Origin of the sequence: Bacteroides nordii, from assembly GCF_019930665.1 — a bacterium.
Classification (GTDB): Bacteria; Bacteroidota; Bacteroidia; order Bacteroidales; family Bacteroidaceae; genus Bacteroides; species Bacteroides nordii.
In genome coordinates this window covers 2,150,171-2,169,514 of sequence record NZ_CP082886.1, presented here as the reverse complement: position 1 = coordinate 2,169,514, position 19,344 = coordinate 2,150,171, and the positions used below count along the sequence as shown (strand labels likewise).

17 protein-coding genes are annotated in these 19,344 nt (G+C 41.8%); 7 read left to right on the top strand and 10 right to left on the bottom strand.

Annotated features, from left to right (window positions below; translation table 11 throughout):
* Positions 1-68 precede the first annotated feature (68 nt).
* Both K8P02_RS08545 and lipB read left to right on the top strand, forming a co-directional pair.
* Positions 69-2,285 carry a heavy metal translocating P-type ATPase gene (locus tag K8P02_RS08545; protein WP_025866420.1) on the top strand — a complete coding sequence of 739 codons (2,217 nt, stop codon included), beginning with the start codon at positions 69-71 and terminating at the stop codon, positions 2,283-2,285.
* Positions 2,286-2,389: 104 nt separating this feature from the next.
* Entirely contained in the window at positions 2,390-3,055 is a 666-nt protein-coding gene (gene lipB, locus K8P02_RS08540; protein ID WP_007485469.1) for a lipoyl(octanoyl) transferase LipB, read from the top strand.
* Positions 3,056-3,060: 5 nt separating this feature from the next.
* Here lipB and K8P02_RS08535 read toward each other — a convergent pair whose 3' ends face one another.
* From K8P02_RS08535 to K8P02_RS08515, 5 genes are all read right to left on the bottom strand, one after another.
* Positions 3,061-3,756: an SGNH/GDSL hydrolase family protein gene (locus K8P02_RS08535; RefSeq protein ID WP_195659855.1), complete on the bottom strand. Its 696-nt coding sequence runs from the start codon at positions 3,754-3,756 to the stop codon at positions 3,061-3,063.
* An 8-nt stretch (positions 3,757-3,764) separates the two neighbouring features.
* A complete protein-coding gene (locus K8P02_RS08530) occupies positions 3,765-4,544 on the bottom strand; it encodes an N-acetylmuramoyl-L-alanine amidase-like domain-containing protein (protein WP_007485471.1) in 780 nt (259 codons plus the stop codon).
* Positions 4,545-4,546: 2 nt separating this feature from the next.
* Positions 4,547-7,774, bottom strand: coding sequence for a glycoside hydrolase family 2 TIM barrel-domain containing protein (locus tag K8P02_RS08525; RefSeq protein WP_007485472.1), 3,228 nt, complete (start codon positions 7,772-7,774; stop codon positions 4,547-4,549).
* 34 nt (positions 7,775-7,808) lie between these two features.
* A complete protein-coding gene (locus tag K8P02_RS08520; protein WP_007485473.1) occupies positions 7,809-9,797 on the bottom strand; it encodes an OPT family oligopeptide transporter in 1,989 nt (662 codons plus the stop codon).
* Between the two features lie 115 nt (positions 9,798-9,912).
* Positions 9,913-10,305: a DUF1573 domain-containing protein gene (locus tag K8P02_RS08515; protein ID WP_002560513.1), complete on the bottom strand. Its 393-nt coding sequence runs from the start codon at positions 10,303-10,305 to the stop codon at positions 9,913-9,915.
* Positions 10,306-10,410: 105 nt separating this feature from the next.
* Between K8P02_RS08515 and K8P02_RS08510 the strand changes: the two genes are divergently transcribed.
* On the top strand, positions 10,411-11,544 hold the full coding sequence (locus K8P02_RS08510) for an aldose epimerase family protein (protein ID WP_007485474.1): 1,134 nt from the start codon (positions 10,411-10,413) through the stop codon (positions 11,542-11,544).
* A gap of 159 nt (positions 11,545-11,703) precedes the next feature.
* Here K8P02_RS08510 and K8P02_RS08505 read toward each other — a convergent pair whose 3' ends face one another.
* The 3 genes from K8P02_RS08505 to K8P02_RS08495 are packed head-to-tail and all read right to left on the bottom strand — an operon-like array spanning position 11,704 to position 14,372.
* On the bottom strand, positions 11,704-12,300 hold the full coding sequence (locus K8P02_RS08505) for a DUF4923 family protein (protein ID WP_007485475.1): 597 nt from the start codon (positions 12,298-12,300) through the stop codon (positions 11,704-11,706).
* Positions 12,301-12,310: 10 nt separating this feature from the next.
* A complete protein-coding gene (yihA, locus tag K8P02_RS08500; protein WP_025866419.1) occupies positions 12,311-12,916 on the bottom strand; it encodes a ribosome biogenesis GTP-binding protein YihA/YsxC in 606 nt (201 codons plus the stop codon).
* Positions 12,897-14,372 carry a sodium:solute symporter gene (locus tag K8P02_RS08495; RefSeq protein WP_025866418.1) on the bottom strand — a complete coding sequence of 492 codons (1,476 nt, stop codon included), beginning with the start codon at positions 14,370-14,372 and terminating at the stop codon, positions 12,897-12,899. Before K8P02_RS08495 ends, yihA begins: the two co-directional genes overlap by 20 nt.
* 105 nt (positions 14,373-14,477) lie before the next feature.
* On the opposite strand from K8P02_RS08495, the gene recR reads away from it, so the two are divergent.
* Genes recR through K8P02_RS08475 form a run of 4 tightly spaced genes read left to right on the top strand, consistent with a single transcriptional unit; the run spans position 14,478 to position 17,298 of the window.
* Positions 14,478-15,095 (top strand): recombination mediator RecR, encoded by a 618-nt coding sequence (recR, locus tag K8P02_RS08490; protein WP_002560508.1) that lies wholly within the window; start codon positions 14,478-14,480, stop codon positions 15,093-15,095.
* Positions 15,096-15,122: 27 nt separating this feature from the next.
* Positions 15,123-15,575 carry a hypothetical protein gene (locus K8P02_RS08485; protein WP_007485481.1) on the top strand — a complete coding sequence of 151 codons (453 nt, stop codon included), beginning with the start codon at positions 15,123-15,125 and terminating at the stop codon, positions 15,573-15,575.
* Positions 15,572-16,759, top strand: a complete 1,188-nt coding sequence (locus tag K8P02_RS08480) for a glycosyltransferase family 2 protein (RefSeq protein ID WP_007485483.1) — start codon at positions 15,572-15,574, stop codon at positions 16,757-16,759. The genes K8P02_RS08485 and K8P02_RS08480 overlap by 4 nt, the downstream gene beginning before the upstream one ends.
* Before the next feature lie 5 nt (positions 16,760-16,764).
* The gene (locus K8P02_RS08475; protein WP_002560504.1) at positions 16,765-17,298 is read left to right on the top strand and encodes a GNAT family N-acetyltransferase; all 534 of its coding nucleotides are present in this window, start codon (positions 16,765-16,767) and stop codon (positions 17,296-17,298) included.
* 4 nt (positions 17,299-17,302) lie between these two features.
* On the opposite strand, the gene K8P02_RS08470 is transcribed toward K8P02_RS08475, so the two are convergent.
* A complete protein-coding gene (locus K8P02_RS08470) occupies positions 17,303-17,896 on the bottom strand; it encodes a YqgE/AlgH family protein (protein ID WP_007485485.1) in 594 nt (197 codons plus the stop codon).
* A gap of 71 nt (positions 17,897-17,967) precedes the next feature.
* Positions 17,968-19,284: an aminotransferase class I/II-fold pyridoxal phosphate-dependent enzyme gene (locus tag K8P02_RS08465; RefSeq protein WP_007485487.1), complete on the bottom strand. Its 1,317-nt coding sequence runs from the start codon at positions 19,282-19,284 to the stop codon at positions 17,968-17,970.
* Between the last annotated feature and the right edge of the window lie 60 nt (positions 19,285-19,344).

Below are 19,344 nucleotides of genomic sequence, written 5' to 3'. Positions count from 1 at the left end.
GGTACTTATCACTCATTGCTTATCACTACTCACTCATCATTATTCACTAATCGCTAATTAATAATATTATGAGTACTATTACAAAGAAAGCGTTTCCTGTGCTGAACATGCACTGTGCAGGATGTGCTAATAATGTTGAAAAGACAGTTCGCAAGTTGCCGGGTATTGTAGATGCTTCGGTCAATCTTGCTACCAATACACTCTCTGTCTCATATGAAGCCGACAAACTGACTCCCGGAGAAATTCGTGCCGCCGTGTTGTCCGGTGGCTATGACCTTATAATAGAAGAGGGTAATCTTAAGGAAGAGCGGAAAGAAGAGGCGCAACAGCAACATTACCGAAAGCTGAAGATGCAAGTTATCGGAGCTTGGGTTTTTGCTATCCCGATGCTGCTTCTTTCTATGGTTTTTATGCATGTACCATACTCGAATGAGTTGCAGTTGTTACTTACACTTCCGGTGATGATACTTTTTGGTGGTTCGTTCTATACGGGTGCCTGGAAGCAAGCTAAGTCGGGGCGTAGTAATATGGATACTTTAGTCGCTTTGAGTACCTCTATTGCATTTTTGTTTAGTGCATTCAATACTTTTTTCCCCGAATTCTGGTATGATCGGGGATTGGAACCACATGTCTATTATGAAGCCTCCGTCGTTATCATCGCTTTTGTATTGACGGGTAAGTTAATGGAAGAGCGTGCCAAAGGTAATACTTCAACTGCTATCAAAAAACTGATGGGGTTACAACCCAAAGTGGCGCGTATCGTGCGTAATGGCATTGAAGAAGAAGTTCTGATCGATCAGTTACAGGTGGGCGATCTTGTGGTGGTCCGCCCTGGTGAACAAATTCCTGTGGATGGGATTCTTGCCGAAGGAGAATCTTTTGTAGACGAAAGTATGATAAGTGGTGAACCTATCCCTGTCGAAAAGAAGCAAGGAGACAAGGTGCTTGCCGGAACAATCAATCAACGAGGTTCTTTTATAATAAAGGCTTCACAGGTAGGAAGTGAGACGGTATTGGCACGTATCATTCGTATGGTGCAAGAGGCTCAGGGAAGTAAGGCCCCCGTACAACGTATCGTTGACCGTGTAACGGGAATTTTCGTTCCTGTGGTTCTTGGTATTGCCATACTTACTTTTGTGCTTTGGCTGGTAATAGGTGGAACAGAATACTTCTCATATGCCATGCTTTCTGCCGTTTCGGTATTGGTAATTGCCTGTCCGTGTGCTTTGGGACTTGCCACACCTACCGCACTTATGGTGGGCATTGGCAAAGCTGCCAGTCAGCACATTCTGATAAAAGATGCTGTGGCCCTGGAGCAGATGCGCAAGGTTGATGTAGTGGTACTTGATAAAACCGGAACGCTGACAGAAGGACATCCTACTGTAAGCGGTTGGTTATGGGCACAAACGCAGGAAGAGTGTTTCAAGAATGTTCTTTTGGCTGCAGAAATGAAATCGGAGCATCCACTTGCCGGAGCCATTGTCACCTCTCTGCAAGACGAGGAAAAAGTAAAACCTGCACCGCTTGAAAGCTTTGAAAGTATTACAGGGAAAGGAGTGAAGGTGATTTATGAAGGCGATCTGTTTTGGGTAGGTAGCCACAAGTTGCTTAAAGATTTCGACGCCATTGTTACGGATGTAATGGCAGATATGCTTGTGCAATATGAGTCCGAAGGAAACGGAATCATTTATTTTGGTCGTGAGAATCAGTTGTTGGCTATTATTGCTGTTACGGATGCGATAAAATCTACCTCTTCCGAAGCTGTCAAGGAACTGAGACGTCAAGGCATTGATATTTGTATGCTGACAGGTGACGGACAACGTACGGCTTTGGCGGTAGCGGGAAAATTAGGTATTGATCGTTTTATTGCAGATGCCTTGCCGGATGACAAAGAAGACTTTATCCGTGAATTGCAATTACAGGGAAAAACTGTAGCAATGGTGGGCGACGGAATTAATGATTCGCAGGCATTGGCTTTGGCAGATGTCAGTATAGCCATGGGGAAAGGAACGGATATTGCAATGGACGTAGCTATGGTTACTCTGATGACTTCTGATTTACTGTTGCTTCCGAAAGCATTCAACTTATCCCGGCAGACAGTGAGACTTATCCATCAGAACCTGTTCTGGGCATTTATCTATAACCTTATAGGTATTCCCATCGCTGCCGGCGTACTCTTCCCATTGAATGGATTACTACTGAATCCGATGCTTGCAAGTGCTGCTATGGCATTCTCAAGTGTGAGTGTAGTATTAAATTCACTGAGTTTAGGAAAAAGGAAGTGATTTTAGAGTTATGATTTATGGAGTGTAATTCATTGTGCTGCTCTATTGGAGTTTTAATATAAATCATACTTCATAAATCATAATTCTCTTTTATCTTTGCCCTTATGAAAACAACTGTAATTGATTGGAATTTTATCCCATATGCCGAAGCCTGGCAACGGCAGACAGAATATTTTGACACCCTTGTCCGTGCCAAACAAAACGGAGAAGAGTATGAGAACGTCATAATCCTGTGCGAACATCCTTCTGTTTATACTTTGGGGCGTAGTGGAAAAGAAAACAATATGCTTTTGAGTGAAGCACAGTTAGAAAAGATTGGCGCTACACTTTACCATATTGATCGTGGTGGAGACATAACTTATCATGGTCCGGGACAGTTGGTTTGCTATCCCATTCTAAATCTTGAAGAGTTCGATCTGGGATTGAAAGAATACGTACATTTACTGGAAGAAGCCGTCATTCGTGTTTGTGCTTCCTATGGTATCACTGCCGGAAGGCTGGAGAAAGCAACCGGAGTGTGGTTGGAAGGAGATACTTCCCGTGCCCGTAAGATTTGTGCGATAGGAGTGAGGAGTAGCCATTATGTCACAATGCATGGACTGGCATTGAATGTAAATACCGATTTGCGTTATTTCAACTATATACATCCCTGTGGGTTTATAGATAAAGGCGTTACTTCACTGCGTCAGGAACTGGGATCTGAAATCCCAATGTCCGAAGTGAAGCAACGCCTTGAACTTGAAATAAAGAACCTGCTTACGCGATCCTGAATTTGTTATTTCAGAGCTTTAGCGATAGCCTTTTCAACCATTGGCTGCATGATTTCATATCCTTTCTTGTTGGGATGTACGCCATCTTTTGACAAATCGGCAGGCAATCCGTTTCTATCATCAGCCATTGCAGAGAAGTAATCCAGATAAATAAATTTATTCTTTTCTGCGTAAGCTTTGATCCATTTGTTCAGTTCCGGAATCTTCACATTAGGCTCCATACCCGGACGCCAGGGATAATCAAAAGCGGGAAGTACAGAGCAGAGGATTACTTTGATACCATTTGCTTTGGCAAGCTGGGCCATAGAAGCCAGATTGTTTTCTATCATTTCAAGGGTAGAAGGGCCTGTATTTCCTGCTATATCGTTTGTTCCGGCAAGTATCACTACCACCTTCGGCTGTAAGTCAATCACATCCTGGCGGAAGCGAATCAACATTTGCGGAGTAGTCTGTCCGCTAATGCCACGATTGATATAAGGGCGGTCTTTGAAAAACTCCGGGCAGTTGTGGAGCCATCCGATTGTAATGGAGTTACCCATAAATACGACACGTTTTTCTCCTTTTGCAGGAGTGCCCAGTGCAGCGTTGTCCTTCTGGAATTGTTTTAAGTTAGCCCAATCCTGTGCGGCAATGTTGCCACTCATAAGGAACAGGCTGATAAGTAAAAGATAAATAGTTTTCATTCTTTTTGTCGTTTCCATCGTTGTTTTTATTTTTTCATTCTGATAACGCGTATTCCTGTCCAACTGTTGTTACGGTCGAGCAGACGGCTCAGTGCAAGTTTTTCTACTAATACTTTTCCTTTTGAAGAAGAGGCATGAAGCATACATAGATTGCCCTTTATATAAATGGCAATCCCCATATGAGCCACATCCAATCCCGGGGTGTTTGTAGTAATGGCGATGATGTCTCCGTTTTTAATCCAGGAAAGTCCCGTTACGGGCAATGCATCTTTGGGTAACCAATGAACTTCCTGTCCTGTCAACGCTTTTTCATAACCTGCCATTTTACTGACATTGGCCGGGGAGTTAGCAAGCTGTTTATACTGTTGCGGATGAGTAGACATGTATGAGAGGGATAATTTCTGTGTATATGGGCTATTGGCAGCGGTTACATCTTCCATGATTCCTTCACGTACTCCGTTGTTTATCCAATCGGCAATGTAGTGTAAACGTGAAGTGTATCCGTCAATCTTTCCGTCACGATACCGGATGCGTTGCAAATTCTCTGCGAAATCACCCTCACGCATATCTTTACCCTGGGTGGGGCAGAGAGACATGGCAAGCACATATTCTACAAGAGTGGTGCAGTCTACTTCGTCGCAATTGATAATAAGATCTTCTTCGTCATCCATTTCCAGCGTGTGGGCAGTGTATGGAGTATCGATGAATGTCTGAGCATTGGTTAGCATAAGATTTGTTTCCTGTTGCGCTGCAACCGGGCCACCTGATAAACAGGCGGCCAGTAAAAATGAACTGATTGTTTTCATTATTAATATTGATAAATTAAGTTTCTGAAATCGGTTTTACGGCCGAAAGGAACCAGTGTAAAGCCGTATTCAACAGCATTCTGTGCACCGGTACGAATCAGGTAAGGCTCGTGTGCAAGTGCTCCCCAGCTATTATCACCACCGACACCCATCATGCGGTAATCAATAAAGAGATCTACCATCTTTTCCGGTTTCGGATCTGTGAGATGGCGATGGTTCGTTTGGGCTGTACGTGGGGCCGCGTTGTGTAGATCGTCTCCACTATCAAGGGTTTCGAGCGGATAGTTTGAGGCGTTCATTTCGAAAGTACGGTCGGCTACAAGGAGTAATCCTGCACCGGATTTATTGGTAAGTGCACACCAGTAAATATCTGTACGGTGATTGTTTTCCTGTGGGCGAATGTAGGGTTCGTACATCTTTTTGATAGGAGTGGAGTATTCACCAAAGAACTGTGAAGTACGGCGGTCACGATAGTTTTCTTCCGGTCCGCGTCCGTAGTAAGTCAGTGTGGTGAATGTTTCCGGCATTTGCATACGCAGGCCGATACGTGGAATCATCGGAGTCTTTTCATTGGCTGCCACAAAGCGGTTATCTACCTTTATTACTCCGTTTGTGTAAATTTTGTAAGTGATATCCCAAGTTGCGTCAGTTTGCGGGAATTGGTAAGTACAGGTCACTTCTCCGTTACGGGCATTGAAAGAGGCAGCCATTATATCTTGATAACTTGCTTCTTTCCATACTCCCAGTTTGCGTGCCAGTCCTGCACCATAATCATTGTCAATCGGTGCACGCCAGAAGTTAGGGTGTAATCCTTGCCCGTTGAGAATGTATTCTGCTCCGTTGTATTGGTAGGAGACGAGCAAACCACTCTTCTTATCAAAAACAGCCTTGAAGTTCTTTCCTGAATAGATAACCTGTGTATCTGTTTCCTTCATGGGTGCAACTTCTTGCTGAGCCACTTTGTCTTTGTGGAAAGTATAGATGTAGTTCTGTTCACGGGCTATTACTGTTCCTACCGGAAGGAATGGTTCCGCAATGCGGACTGTAGCATAAAATTCGATACGTACATCGCCGGTACTGGTTTGTGCCTGTGGGATACCTTTCAGTTGTACGGTTACCGTCTCGCCCGGTGCCCCGCTGACCTGGAATTTATCTGTATAGATTTCTTTTCCATGATCGCGAATAATGTAGTGATAATTATACTTATCCAGATTGGTAAAGCTGAAATCATTGCGCAGATCGATTGTTCCCTTGTCTTTTTTGAAGTTGATAAACTTGATATTCTGATATACTTTACCCATTTCCGTAGTATGCGGTTTCACAGTCCGGTCCGGATAAACAACGCCATTGATACAGAAATCTCCGTCTGAAGGAGTACCAAAAGCACCGTAATCACCACCATAGGTCCAGTATTTACGTCCGTCGGCAATTTTCTCTGCAAATCCCTGATCTACCCAGTCCCAGATGCAACCACCCTGTAAGAGCGGGTACTTCTCTATAACGTCCCAGTACTCCTGGAAGTTACCCAGACTGTTTCCCATAGCATGTGCATATTCACACAAAATGAGCGGGCGGGTATGCTTCGGATCCTTTGCGTATTTCTCGATGTCGGCAGGCCGTGTGTACATCGGACAGTAGATATCCGAATTCCATTCCAGATGTGCCTGTTCGTATTGCACCGGACGACTGTCGAGTTCTTTCAGTGCACTATAAGTCTTGTAGAAGTTAATACCGTTTCCGGCCTCATTTCCCAATGACCAGACAATCACCGAAGGATGGTTTTTATCACGTTCGTACATGTTGATGGTACGGTATAGGTGTGCATCCATGAATAGACGGTTGTTGGCTAAAGTACCACCTACTTCGCGGTTATACCCCATTCCGTGAGATTCGATATTGGCTTCATCAATTACATAAATTCCATATTCATCACATAGTTCGTAAAAACGTTCTTGTTGTGGATAGTGGCAGGTACGGACGGTGTTTACGTTGTACTTCTTCCAGAGTTCGAAGTCTTTCAACATCAGCTCTTCAGTGACGTAATGTCCGGTGTGTTCATTGTGTTCGTGTACATTTACACCTTTTACGAGAATTGGTTTACCATTGACACAAAGCTGGTTATTTTTCATTTCCACGGTACGGAAACCTACTTTCACACTGGTTGCTTCCATTACCTCACCACTTTCGGGCTTCTTCAAGCTGATAACGAGGGTGTAAAGGTCAGGAGTTTCGGCTGTCCACTGTTTAGGGCTTTTGATGATATTGTCATCAAAAACAAATTCGTTCAGGCTCTGAGAGATTCCGGGAGCAGGCATTGCTTTCACAGCATAGTCTGAAGTAGCTACCTGTTGTCCGTCTTTATCAAGAAGTTTGTAAGAGATAACATATGAAGGATAAACCGGCTTGCCACTATTGGCTATTTTAATTTTAAATTTCAGGATACCGTTATTGTAGTCGGCATCCAACGGGCTTTCTACTTTAAAATCAGAAATACGAAGCTGGGGTTGTGCATAGAGATAGACATCTCTCTCGAAACCACTCAGCCGCCAGAAGTCCTGGCACTCCAGATAGTTGGCATCCGAAAAGCGGTGAATTTGTACGGCAAGCACATTCTTACCGGGTTTCACCTGTCTCGTGATGTTGAACCGGGCAGGAGTCTTTGCATCTTTATTCATACCGATGAATGTTCCGTTCAGGTAGTAGAATGCTGCACCTTTGGTTCCGTCGGCACTGAGGAATATCTCTTTTCCATCCCAGTTGGCAGGAAGGTTAAAATCACGGCGATAGGTACCTGTCGGGTTCCATTCTTCCGGTACATACGGAGGGTTGGGTTTGTCCCAATAGGGGGCATAGCCCGGTGAACAAAACTCGTAAGAGGTATTTACATAGATGGGAATTCCGAAACCTTGTCGCTCCCAGTTACCGGGAACTTCAATATCTGCCCAGGCACTTACATCTTTCTCAGGAAGCATGAAGTCAGTAGGGCGGGTAGAGAAGCTGTCTACATAGTTGAATTTCCATTTGCCATTCAACGAGAGGCGAAGAGTACCGTCTTTGCGGTTGTTTGCCGTTGCATCTTTTTCGTTGGTGTACGATGTGAAGGTACTGCGGGGAGTTTCACGATTGATACTGGTTAGATTAGGGTCGGTTATCTGTTTGTAACGATCCCCCTGGGCTGTGGAGCTCAGAGGGAGTATTACGAAACATGCAACCGTTAACAGGTTTTTCATGAAGATAGTTTTTATATTGTTACTTTGAGAAATATTACTTCACTTTCATCGAAGCTTTAATGAAATAAAGAATCAACAATGCATAAGCACCCAGAGCAAGTACCTGCGACCAGGTATTATTCAGCCACGCATCATTCACCAGATTGATACCGCCAAAACGCATCGCTGCACTCACAACACCCATTAATGCACCACCGGCAATGAAACCGGAAGCAAGTAACGTACCTTTTTCGCCACGTTCAGTGTTCAGTGAAGTGTCTTTGCTGCGGCTGGTCACATACCAGTTAATGGCTCCACCTACTACTAAAGGTACATTCAGTTCCAACGGGATGAACATACCCAGTGCAAAAGCAAGAGCAGGAATCTTACAGAGTGTCAGAATGATAGCTAATATCGCACCGATGCCGTAAAGCAACCAGGGTGCACCTACACCACTCATCAGTGGTTCGATAACGGCTGCCATAGCATTTGCCTGTGGTGCAGCCAGCGCTCCGCTTGTGAAACCATATGTTTTATTCAGGATAATCATGACTCCGCCTACCGTAGCAGCCGAAACAATTGTTCCTAAAAATTTCCATGCCTCCTGTTTGGCAGGAGTACTTCCCAGCCAGTAACCAATTTTCAAGTCGGTAATGAAACCACCTGCCATGGACAAGGCTGTACATACTACACCACCCATCACCAACGCAGCCACCATACCCGAAGGGCCTTTCAATCCTACAGCTACCATTACAACAGAAGCCAGAATAAGCGTCATCAGTGTCATACCCGAAACTGGGTTGGTACCAACAATTGCAATTGCATTGGCGGCTACTGTAGTAAACAGGAAAGAGATGCCTGCCACTAATACGATAGCTACTATTGTATGTATCAGATCACCTTGCATTACGTCAAAGTAGAAGAACAGGAAAATCAGAATCAGTGTAATAATAGAACCGATAGCAATAATCTTCATAGAAAGGTCACGTTGCGTACGAATGATGTTTTTCTCAACATTCCCTTTGCCACCCATCTCTTTGGCAGCCAACCCTACAGCACTCCTGATAATGCTCCATGATTTGATAATACCGATAACACCAGCCATAGCAATACCACCGATACCGATACTCTTTGCATAGTATTTGAATATCTCTTCGGGACTCATCATACCTACGGTGTTAGTGATTTCCGGGTTCCATGCATTCAGTACGCTATCTCCCCAAAACATTGATATACCTGGTACAATAACCCACCATACCACCAGTGAACCGGCACAAATGATAGATGCATATTTCAATCCGACGATATACCCCAGACCTAATACTGCAGCACCTGTATTTACTTTGAATACCAACTTGGCTTTTTCTGCCAGCATTTCACCGGCGCTGCATACACGGGTCGTAAAATTTTCATTCCACCAGCCGAAAGTAGCCACAATAAAATCGTATAAACCACCGATCATACCTGCCATCAATAACGGCCTGGCCTGGCTGCCTCCTTTTTCACCGGATATGAGTACCTGTGTGGTTGCCGTGGCTTCCGGGAAGGGGTATTTACCATGCATATCACTAACGAAGTATTTGCGGAAAGGGATAAGAAACAAAATCCCCAATACACCACCCAACAGCGAACTGATGAATACCTGCATGAAGGTGACTGTCATCTCCGGATATTTAACTTGCAGAATGTACAAAGCGGGGAGTGTAAAGATGGCTCCGGCTACGATAACACCCGAACAAGCACCAATAGACTGGATGATCACATTTTCTCCTAATGCATTTTTTCGTTTTGCCGCGCCGGAAACACCTACTGCAATGATAGCAATAGGAATGGCAGCTTCAAATACCTGACCTACTTTCAGTCCCAGGTAGGCAGCGGCTGCCGAAAAAAGGATGGCCATGGTGATACCCCAGGTGACTGACCAGAAGTTTACTTCCGGATAATTTTTACCGGGACTCATCAGAGGGTTGTATACTTCGCCCGGTTTTAATTCTCTGAACGCATTCTCGGGCAAGCCGGTGAATTTGTCTTCTTCTTGTTTCATAGTTTCTATATAAATATTTAATGTGTTTAATTATGTATTCTGTAAATATGCATCAAAGAAAGCAAAAAAAAAGGAGAATCGAAAGATTCTCCTTACTGTTGTTGTCTATTTTTTCTTATTTGGCATCTTTTGCTGTCATATTACCTTCAATATACAAACGCAGCATTTCTGTTTTAGCATTTGTGCGAAGAGTTATTGATTTCTTGAAGTGTCCGGGGTATTTACCTGTTCCGTTGTAAGTAACCTTGATCGTTCCTGTTTTTCCCGGAAGGATCGGTTCTTTTGTATAGTCGGGCACCGTACATCCGCAGGATGCTACAGCCTGATGAATAACCAAAGGAGCATCACCGATATTAGTGAAAGTAAATACGCAGGATACAACCGGATTGTTTTCTGAAAATGTTCCGAAATCATGAGTGGTTTTATCAAACTTAATGTCGGCAGTTTGAGCAGATGCATAACTGATTCCTATTACCAACATTGCAACGAATAATGCTATTTTTTTCATATTCATTTCCTTTTTATGGTTTATGAATGACAAAGGTAGAGCTTTTTTTTAAAAATAATGCCGTATCTTTGCGAAATAGTATTAAAAAAAGACGAACAATAGCTTATGAATAGTAGAAGTATCATTTTTATAGCTTTTATTTTACTGCTGTGTACATCTTGTAGAAAAGAAAAAGAGATGACACTTTCCGGTCTGGATGTACGGGACTTTCAGACGGAAGTAGACGGACAATTGACAAATTTGTATGTGCTTAAGAACCAGAATGGAATGGAGGTTTGTATTACAAACTACGGTGGAAGAGTCGTATCGTTAATGGTACCGGATCGTAATGGGAAAATGGAGGACATTGTATGTGGATATCCTACTATTGCTGAGTATCTTGCTAAGAAACAGAACTTTGGTGCTACCATCGGACGATATATCGGTAGAATCATGTATTCTACCTTTACGTTGGATTCTATTACATACCATCTTGTTCCTAATACCGGAGAACATTGTGCTCATGGAGGAGATCCGGGGTTTGCGTCTAAAATATGGCAGGCAGAACAGCTGGATGAAAATGCACTGAAATTAAGTTTATTTTCTCCGGATGGGGAGAACGGATTTCCCGGTAATTTACAGGTACATGTTATTTTTGTGGTGACCAATGACAACGAACTGGATATTCATTACGAAGCGGAAACAGATAAACCTACTGTTATTAATCTGTCACATCACTCCTTCTTTAATATCTCCGGTGATTTTGATACGACAGTTGAAGATCAGTCTCTTTATATCAATGCGGATATGTATACTCCTTATGATTCGTTGAAATGTGTTACGGGAGAGATCCTGCCGGTAGCGGGAACACCTTTTGATTTTACCACTCCTCATTTAATTGGTGAACGTATTAATGAAAATGTAATGCAACTGAATATTGTGAAAGGATATGATCATAATTGGGTGTTGAATACGAACGGAGATGATACAAAGCTGGCAGCTCGTCTAATAGATACAAAAAGCGGACGTAGTATGGAGGTTTATACTACAGAACCTGGTTTGCAGGTATATACGGCAAACGGATTGCGTGGTGCAATGGTAGGAAAGAAGGGGATTGCTTATCAGAAGCGTACGGCCGTTTGTCTGGAGACGCAACATTTTACAGATAGCCCTAATAAACCACAATTCCCGTCTACAGTACTTCGTCCCGGAGAGAAATATTACAGTCATTGTGTGTATCGTTTCGGAGTAGTAGATTAAGAGTAAAAGTCTGCGTTCGTCCTGTGTTTCCATTCAGCAATCATCGCCTAACGCACTTCCCTGTGCGGGAAACACAACTTTCCATGAATTTTGGCTAATAAAAAAGTGCCGGTTACATTTGGTTAATATGCAACCGGCACTTTTCTGTTTGTCAATGGTTTATTTCTTCAATGCAAACCCCAGCATCATTCCGTCATAGCTATCTGCCAGTGAACTGATTGTTTTAAGAGTTGTACTACTACTTTTACTTGATATAAATGCAATCAGTTTCAATAGTTTGTCAGAGTTGAACAGCAGATCCATATTGGTACTTGTACAGTTTACCTTTGCATTCATATTCAGCAACTTGAAGTATCTTAGGTGTACAACTTTGTCTGTAGCATCATATGAATAAGTTCCTGTCATAGTACGTTTTCCTACTGTACTTGTAAAAGTACTGTCCGCATTGAAAGTAAAGCTGACCTGTCCGTCTTTAATACCGACTTTTGCCAACTGCTCGTCCAGTTTCTTTTCTGCAACGGCCGCCGCTGCTGCACCACCTGCCTTCTGTAACAGGTTATCTGATTCGAACTCAATAGCCGAACCGCTATATGTCCAGGTTCCAGTCATATCTATCGTTTGATTACCAGTTACGGCATTTACTACTTTTTCGATGTTGTCTTTATTAAATAAATCTTTCCATGATTGTGCCTGTACATTCGTTGTAACAAGCAATAAGGCCGACACGACTGCCAGCGATAAAACATACTTTTTCATTCTAATTTGTCTATTTTGAATTAACTTCTTTGTTGATACTTTCTATATAATCTAATATTTCCGTACGTCCCATCCGGTCTTCCGAAGAGGATACGAAATAGGGGGGGAGCTCTTCCCACTGTTTGCGAAGTTCGCGTATATATGCGTTGATATTCATCTTTAAACGTCCGCCTTTCAGCTTATCTGCTTTGGTGAATATGATGGAGAATGGTATTCCATTTTCACCCAACCATTCCATAAACTCCATATCTATCTTCTGTGGCTCCAGGCGGGAGTCTATTAGCAAAAAGAGATTTGTCATCTGTTCACGTTCCAGGATATAGTCTTCGATGATGGTACGAATCTGTTCCTGACCTTTCATTCCGCGACGGGCATAACCGTAACCCGGAAGATCGACGATGTACCAGCTATCGTTGATTAGGAAGTGATTGATGAGCATTGTTTTCCCGGGAGTAGCTGATGTCATAGCCAACCCCTTCCGGCCGGTCAGCATATTAATAAGGCTGGATTTACCTACATTGGAGCGCCCTATGAAAGCATATTCAGGAAGATGCCCGGGCGGACATTTTTTCACGTCCGTGTTACTAACAATAAATTCAGCGTTTGATATTTCCATATTCTTTGTTAATTATTTCATTTGAAGATAAAGCGTACATCCCTGCAAAAGTAAGTATTCCGTTCAACATTAGCAACTCATACCCGAACTTATATCCATACCTCTGCATTGCGAAACAATCGAGGGCATAGCATATTAGCGGAGAAGCTACTGCTATAAACGGTACCCACCGGTCCCGGGTGGTTCTGTGTGTAAATAGTCCGAAAGCAAACATTCCCAATAGCGGGCCATACGTATAGGAAGCAATGATATAAATAGCATCGATCACACTTTTACTGTTGAGTGCTTCTACCAGGCAGATGAAGAAAATGAGTATCACAGATAGTATAATGTGTACTCTTCCACGTCGTTGCCGAGCTACTTCTTCTATATCTTTATTTGTGTCAAGAAGGTCTACACATACACTGGTAGTCATTGCAGTCAGTGCGGAATCGGAATTACTGAACGCCGCTGCAATGATACCGATTGTGAAGAGTACAAGTACTGTTTGCCCCAGATATCCTTGTGTGGCAAACATCGGAAGTATATCGTCATTCACTTCCGGGAGGATAAGGTTCATTTGTCCTGCCAATGTCAACAGAAGGATCCCCAAGCAAAGAAACAGGAGATTCAGCGGGATGAAAGAAAACCCGTAACAATACATATTCTTTTGTGCCTCGCGCAGGTTTTTGCAGGAAAGATTTTTCTGCATCATGTCTTGATCCAACCCCGTCATCACAATTACAATGAAAATGCCACTCAGGAATTGCTTGAAAAAATTCTGTCGTGACATCCAGTCATCAAATATGAATATACGGCTATGTGGGTTGTTGCTGATAAGCTGTATTATGCTGTTTCCTCCTAAATCCAACTTTTGTATGGTGATATAGATGATGCAGATTAACGCTGCTATCAGGCAGAAGGTTTGTAAAGTATCTGTCCAGACAATCGTTTTTATACCACTTTTATGCGTATATATCCAGACCAGTGCCACGGATCCGGCAGCAATCATCCAGAAGGGTATACCCATGTTACCGAATACATAAGTATGAAGAATGAGGCAAACCAGATACATTTTGGCAGCTGTACCTAACATACGGGACAATAAGAAAAAGAAAGAACCTGTACGGTAAGTTCGTGGTCCGATTCGTGTGCCGAGATAACTGTAGATACTTGTCAGATTGAGCCGGTAATATAATGGAAGTAACACGTGTGCTACCACCAGATAACCGAAGAAAAAGCCGAAAACTGTTTGCATATACGTCATGTCCATACTTCGCACCATACCGGGTACAGAGACAAAGGTTACTCCCGATATGCTGGCACCGATCATCCCGAAAGAGACGATATACCACGGTGACCGGTTCTCTCCCCGGAAGAATGCAGCATCCGAACCGCTTCTTTTTCCTTTTCCGGTAAGGCGGGCTATCAGTAGCAGTACTGCAAAGTAGCATATAATAGTGACAAGTATTCTCATAACGGGCGCAAAGGTACAATTTATTTCGCAATTCACGTGACGGGCTTTTTCTATCTGCAAATAATAAGTATCTTTGCACTGAATAATAGATTCAGTTAGAAATATATGAACCAACAATATCCTTCTGTGCTGCTTGAAAAGGCAGTCGGAGAGTTTTCCAAACTTCCCGGAATAGGACGAAAGACTGCTATGAGACTGGTGCTTCACCTGCTGCGGCAAGACAGCGCTACCGTTGAAGCTTTTGGAAACTCAATTATCACATTGAAACGCGAGGTGAAGTATTGCCATGTATGTCATAATATATCCGACACAGATACCTGCCAGATTTGCGCCAATCCCGCCCGTGATGCTTCAACAATCTGTGTGGTAGAGAATATTCGGGATGTAATGGCGGTAGAGGGAACTCAGCAATTCCGTGGATTATATCATGTGCTGGGAGGTGTTATCTCGCCTATGGATGGAGTAGGCCCCAGTGATCTTCAGATAGATAGCCTTGTGCAACGTGTAGCAGACGGAGGAATAAAAGAAGTTATACTTGCCCTGAGCACCACCATGGAAGGAGATACGACCAATTTTTATATCTACCGTAAGCTCGAAAGAATGGGTGTTAAGTTGAGTGTACTTGCCCGTGGCGTTTCTATAGGTGACGAGTTAGAGTATACCGATGAGGTGACATTGGGACGAAGCATTGTTAACCGGACGGTATTTACAGGAACTGTATAGTTTTTAATAAAAGAAACAGATATTAAAATGGAGAAACAGATAAAGCGCGTTGTAAAAAAATTGAAGATAAGTTATATAATCTTTTGGGCGGTTACTATACTATTGGTTGTTATTGGCGAAACTGAATTTTTCCCTATTGGGCTATTGGCTGATGATGTGAGAACTTGTTATTTTCTCGAAACGGTAGGGATATTACTCACGGCTATTTGTATTCCTTTTTCTATGAAGCTTTTTTCTTTTGTGTTAACGCGTAAAATTGATAAACTAACTTTTCCGGTCGCTCTTAGTCGATATGCCTTATGGAGTATTGTACGTTTAGGATTACTTAACTTTGTTGTTATATATAATCTTTTGTGTTATTACATGACATTGAATAGTACCGGTGCTCTTTGCGCCTTATGTGCTTTGACTGCTTCATTTTTTTGTTTGCCAGGCGAAAAACGCCTTCGTAACGAACTTTATATAACGAACGAAGAATGAAGCTTACAGTAGTTATAGTTAATTATAATGTAAAATACTATTTGGAACAATGTCTTGTATCCCTTTATCAGGCCATTAATGATATTTTTTCAGAAGTAGTAGTGGTAGATAACGCTTCTACTGATGGCTCTAAAGAATACATAACAGAACGTTTTCCTAATCTTACATATATTTATAATGAAGAAAATGTAGGCTTTGCACGTGCCAATAATCAGGCGATGCGGAAAGCTAAAGGAGAATATATATTATTATTGAATCCCGATACTTTGCTTCCTGCAACTAATATTGTGGAAGTACTTCGCTTTATGGATACTCACTCCGACGCCGGCGCTTGTGGAGTAAAGATGCTTGCGCCTGACGGCCATTTTTTACCAGAATCGAAAAGAGGATATCCATCTCCATTAACTTCGTTTTGGAAACTTACAGGAATGCACCGTTGTTTTCCGAATAATCCTCGATTCGATAGATATTATCTTTCGCGCCTGGATGAAAATTCTATTCACTCAGTCCCTGTATTAGCCGGAGCTTATATGATGCTTCGTAAAAAAGCATTAGATCGTTCTGGACTGCTTGACGAGGATTTTTTTATGTATGGTGAAGATATTGATTTATCTTGTCGTATCACCAAATCCGGATATAAGAATTATTATCTGCCATATCCAATTTTGCATTATAAAGGTGAAAGTACCTCTAAAGAATCGTATCGATATGTGCATGTGTTTTATGGTGCAATGGATATATTTTTTCGTAAACATGGTTCACACTACCCTTTACCATATCGTTGGATGATTAGGACGGGAATTAAGATACAGACTTGGTTGAAATTGACTATAGTCTGTGTGAAGAAATGTTTTTTTGCATTACGACCAACCAAAGAGTATATGCCTTGTTTCCTTATTTTTATCAATGAGAAAAATTTAGATAATATTCGCACTATCTTTAATTCTAATCAGTTGAACGGACATCATCACTTTGTGATAGTAGATGAGAAATCTGTTATTAATGAGTCTGAGCTTTTATCAAGTTTTTCTGATGAATTTACACATGTAGTATATGATAGTAGCGCTTTTTCTTATTCAATGATACTTTCTTTACTTGTTCATAACCAAAGAAAGAATTTACAATTAGGTGTATATAATGCTGAGAGTTGTGTATTGGTAACTCCCGAAAAAAACTATGTATAAGTAACATGAAACAATCTTTTTTAATAAATGATCGTATCTATCTCCGTGCTGTAGAACCAGAAGATATTGATATAATGTACGAAATGGAAAACGATCCTTTGATGTGGGATATAAGTAGTTTTACAGTGCCTTATTCCCGTTATGTATTACGCCAGTACATTGAAGGGTCTCAGAGTGATATGTTTGCCGATAAGCAATTGCGTCTTATGATTATACGACGTGAAGACAATCGTATCCTTGGAACGATTGATGTAACCGACTTTGTTCCTTTGCATTCACGTGGAGCAGTAGGTATTGCAGTACACACTGATTTTCGTAGGGAGGGGTATGCTTCTGATGCACTCAATTTGTTGTGTGATTATGCATTTGATTTTCTGCAAATTCATCAGCTCTATGCTCATGTCGCAATAGAGAATGAAGCCAGTATGAAATTATTTTCTTCCTGTGGTTTTGTACAGTGTGGCTTATTGAAAGACTGGATTGTAACCTCAGAGGGATATAAAGATGCTGCCTTGATGCAACGTTTCGGACAGCGTTAATCAATCAATTCAATGAAGGAACTTGTGGAAAGCGAGACCAGGTTTCATACTTGCTACCTAACTTTCCCAGTGTGTTTTTCCACATATCTTTGGCTTCTCCATTGAGTAGATAAGAGGCTTCTTCTTTGGCAATCAGCCAGGTGTTTTCCTTGATCTCCTGTATTAATTGTTCATATTCCCATCCCGAATATCCCAAAAAGAAACGTACTTTTCCGTTGATATTATTCCCTTGTAAAATATGCTTTTTCAAGGCATCAAAATCTCCGTTCAGGTATAATCCTTTATTTACATGGAGCGCTCCGGGAATATGTGGCAAAGTATGCAGATAGAAAAGTGTGTCTGTCCCTATGGGGCCGCCTTTATAGAGAGGTATATCTTCCAGATATTTGAATTCTTTGATGACATCGTTCACCAGCAAAGGGAGTTGTTTGTTCATTATCAATCCCATACTTCCCTCGTCAGTATGGTCAACGAGCAATACTACCGAACGTCCGAATGTTGCATCACACAGGAAAGGTTCTGATATCAGAATCTTTCCCCGTGAAGGCAATACATTATTAGATTGTATCTTAAATATGTCGGAATTGATATTATTCATGCGATAAATATAAATATTTATTTCGCAGGAACAAACTATCTTCTCCTTTTTTTTACTTTTGTGTGTACTTTTTATGATATGGGATGATTTTCCTTAAAAATTTTCATTCTTTCATCCAATTGTTCATATTGATGATCTTTTATAAAAGAAGTACATGCTCGCAGACCTTCTTGATGGCTCCCGGTAGTTACAAGGGAAATAGCACTTACACCATAATACATCAACTCTTTGGCTAATTCTCCGCTTGTCATTCCCGGATAACCAATTGTAAAGTAGAAACCATCGGCAATGGGTTCACCCAGATCTTTATCATATACAAGATGAAAACCATGGCGAAGAAAAATTTCTTTTAGCTTCTTTGCCCGTTCTCCATAGATTTTCACTTCATCAAGGAAATTATATTCTCCTTCATTGGCTGCTTTCAACATTGCTGCCATAGCAAATTGTGCCGAATGACTGGTACCGGATGATAGTGCATAAAGAACACGGTGGATAAATACTGTTCCAAAGGTTCCTCCACCATAACGTTTTGTGAGTCCGGGATAGTAGCGGTGATATAACTTATCGGAAATACAACTGACACCGATACGTTGTCCTGCATAACTGAATGCTTTAGAACCGGAGATGAGCAATATATAATTGTCTGTATAATGTGCTACTGACGGTTGATAAGGTGTCTGGAACGGAGTGCTGAGATTCTGACGGAAGTCCATGGCAAAATAGGCGAGGTCTTCCAAAACAATAACATCATACTGAGTTGCCAGTTCTCCTATGATTCTAAGTTCTTTATCATCCAGGCAAATCCAGCTTGGATTGTTGGGATTAGAGTAGATGATTGCAGATATATTTCCTTTTTGCAAATAACTTTCTAACTTCTCTTTCAGCTTTTCTCCACGGAAATCATATACGTCAAAAGTCTCGTATTTTTGTCCCATAACCACAAGTTGCTGTTTTTGTACAGGAAATCCCGGATCAATAAAAAGTATGGTATCTTTCTTTTCATCACACTGACTGCAAGTTAGAAATGAAGCAAAAGTACCCTGCATGGATCCTGTTACAGGTACACATCCTTCTGGTTTTAAATCTACATTTATGAATGCTTTAATAAAACGTGATGCTTCCTGTTTAAGTTCCGGAAGTCCGTTAATATCCGGATACAGGCTTGCTATCCCTTTTTGCAATGCTTCCACTTCTGCCTTTACCCCCACAGCTGAGGGTGGGAGACCGGGTACGCCCATTTCCATTTTAATAAATTCTATTCCTGATTCTGCTTCAGCTTTGGCTGCAATGGCTTTTACTTCGCGAATGGTTGCTTTTGAAAAGTCTGCAATCTGAAATTCTTCGATAGTTTCATCAATCAGATGTTGTTTGATAGGTGTATCTTTCATGTCTTTATTTTTATATTATACTTCTGAGCTACAAAGATAAAGAATAAATCCATCCATGAA

What these genes read in the sequence shown, in the direction of transcription:
- K8P02_RS08545 (WP_025866420.1), top strand. Translation starts at nt 69, where the DNA reads ATGAGTACTATTACAAAGAAAGCGTTTCCTGTGCTGAACATGCACTGT.
- lipB (WP_007485469.1), top strand. Translation starts at nt 2,390, where the DNA reads ATGAAAACAACTGTAATTGATTGGAATTTTATCCCATATGCCGAAGCC.
- K8P02_RS08535 (WP_195659855.1), bottom strand. Translation starts at nt 3,756, where the DNA reads ATGGAAACGACAAAAAGAATGAAAACTATTTATCTTTTACTTATCAGC.
- K8P02_RS08530 (WP_007485471.1), bottom strand. Translation starts at nt 4,544, where the DNA reads ATGAAAACAATCAGTTCATTTTTACTGGCCGCCTGTTTATCAGGTGGC.
- K8P02_RS08525 (WP_007485472.1), bottom strand. Translation starts at nt 7,774, where the DNA reads ATGAAAAACCTGTTAACGGTTGCATGTTTCGTAATACTCCCTCTGAGC.
- K8P02_RS08520 (WP_007485473.1), bottom strand. Translation starts at nt 9,797, where the DNA reads ATGAAACAAGAAGAAGACAAATTCACCGGCTTGCCCGAGAATGCGTTC.
- K8P02_RS08515 (WP_002560513.1), bottom strand. Translation starts at nt 10,305, where the DNA reads ATGAAAAAAATAGCATTATTCGTTGCAATGTTGGTAATAGGAATCAGT.
- K8P02_RS08510 (WP_007485474.1), top strand. Translation starts at nt 10,411, where the DNA reads ATGAATAGTAGAAGTATCATTTTTATAGCTTTTATTTTACTGCTGTGT.
- K8P02_RS08505 (WP_007485475.1), bottom strand. Translation starts at nt 12,300, where the DNA reads ATGAAAAAGTATGTTTTATCGCTGGCAGTCGTGTCGGCCTTATTGCTT.
- yihA (WP_025866419.1), bottom strand. Translation starts at nt 12,916, where the DNA reads ATGGAAATATCAAACGCTGAATTTATTGTTAGTAACACGGACGTGAAA.
- K8P02_RS08495 (WP_025866418.1), bottom strand. Translation starts at nt 14,372, where the DNA reads ATGAGAATACTTGTCACTATTATATGCTACTTTGCAGTACTGCTACTG.
- recR (WP_002560508.1), top strand. Translation starts at nt 14,478, where the DNA reads ATGAACCAACAATATCCTTCTGTGCTGCTTGAAAAGGCAGTCGGAGAG.
- K8P02_RS08485 (WP_007485481.1), top strand. Translation starts at nt 15,123, where the DNA reads ATGGAGAAACAGATAAAGCGCGTTGTAAAAAAATTGAAGATAAGTTAT.
- K8P02_RS08480 (WP_007485483.1), top strand. Translation starts at nt 15,572, where the DNA reads ATGAAGCTTACAGTAGTTATAGTTAATTATAATGTAAAATACTATTTG.
- K8P02_RS08475 (WP_002560504.1), top strand. Translation starts at nt 16,765, where the DNA reads ATGAAACAATCTTTTTTAATAAATGATCGTATCTATCTCCGTGCTGTA.
- K8P02_RS08470 (WP_007485485.1), bottom strand. Translation starts at nt 17,896, where the DNA reads ATGAATAATATCAATTCCGACATATTTAAGATACAATCTAATAATGTA.
- K8P02_RS08465 (WP_007485487.1), bottom strand. Translation starts at nt 19,284, where the DNA reads ATGAAAGATACACCTATCAAACAACATCTGATTGATGAAACTATCGAA.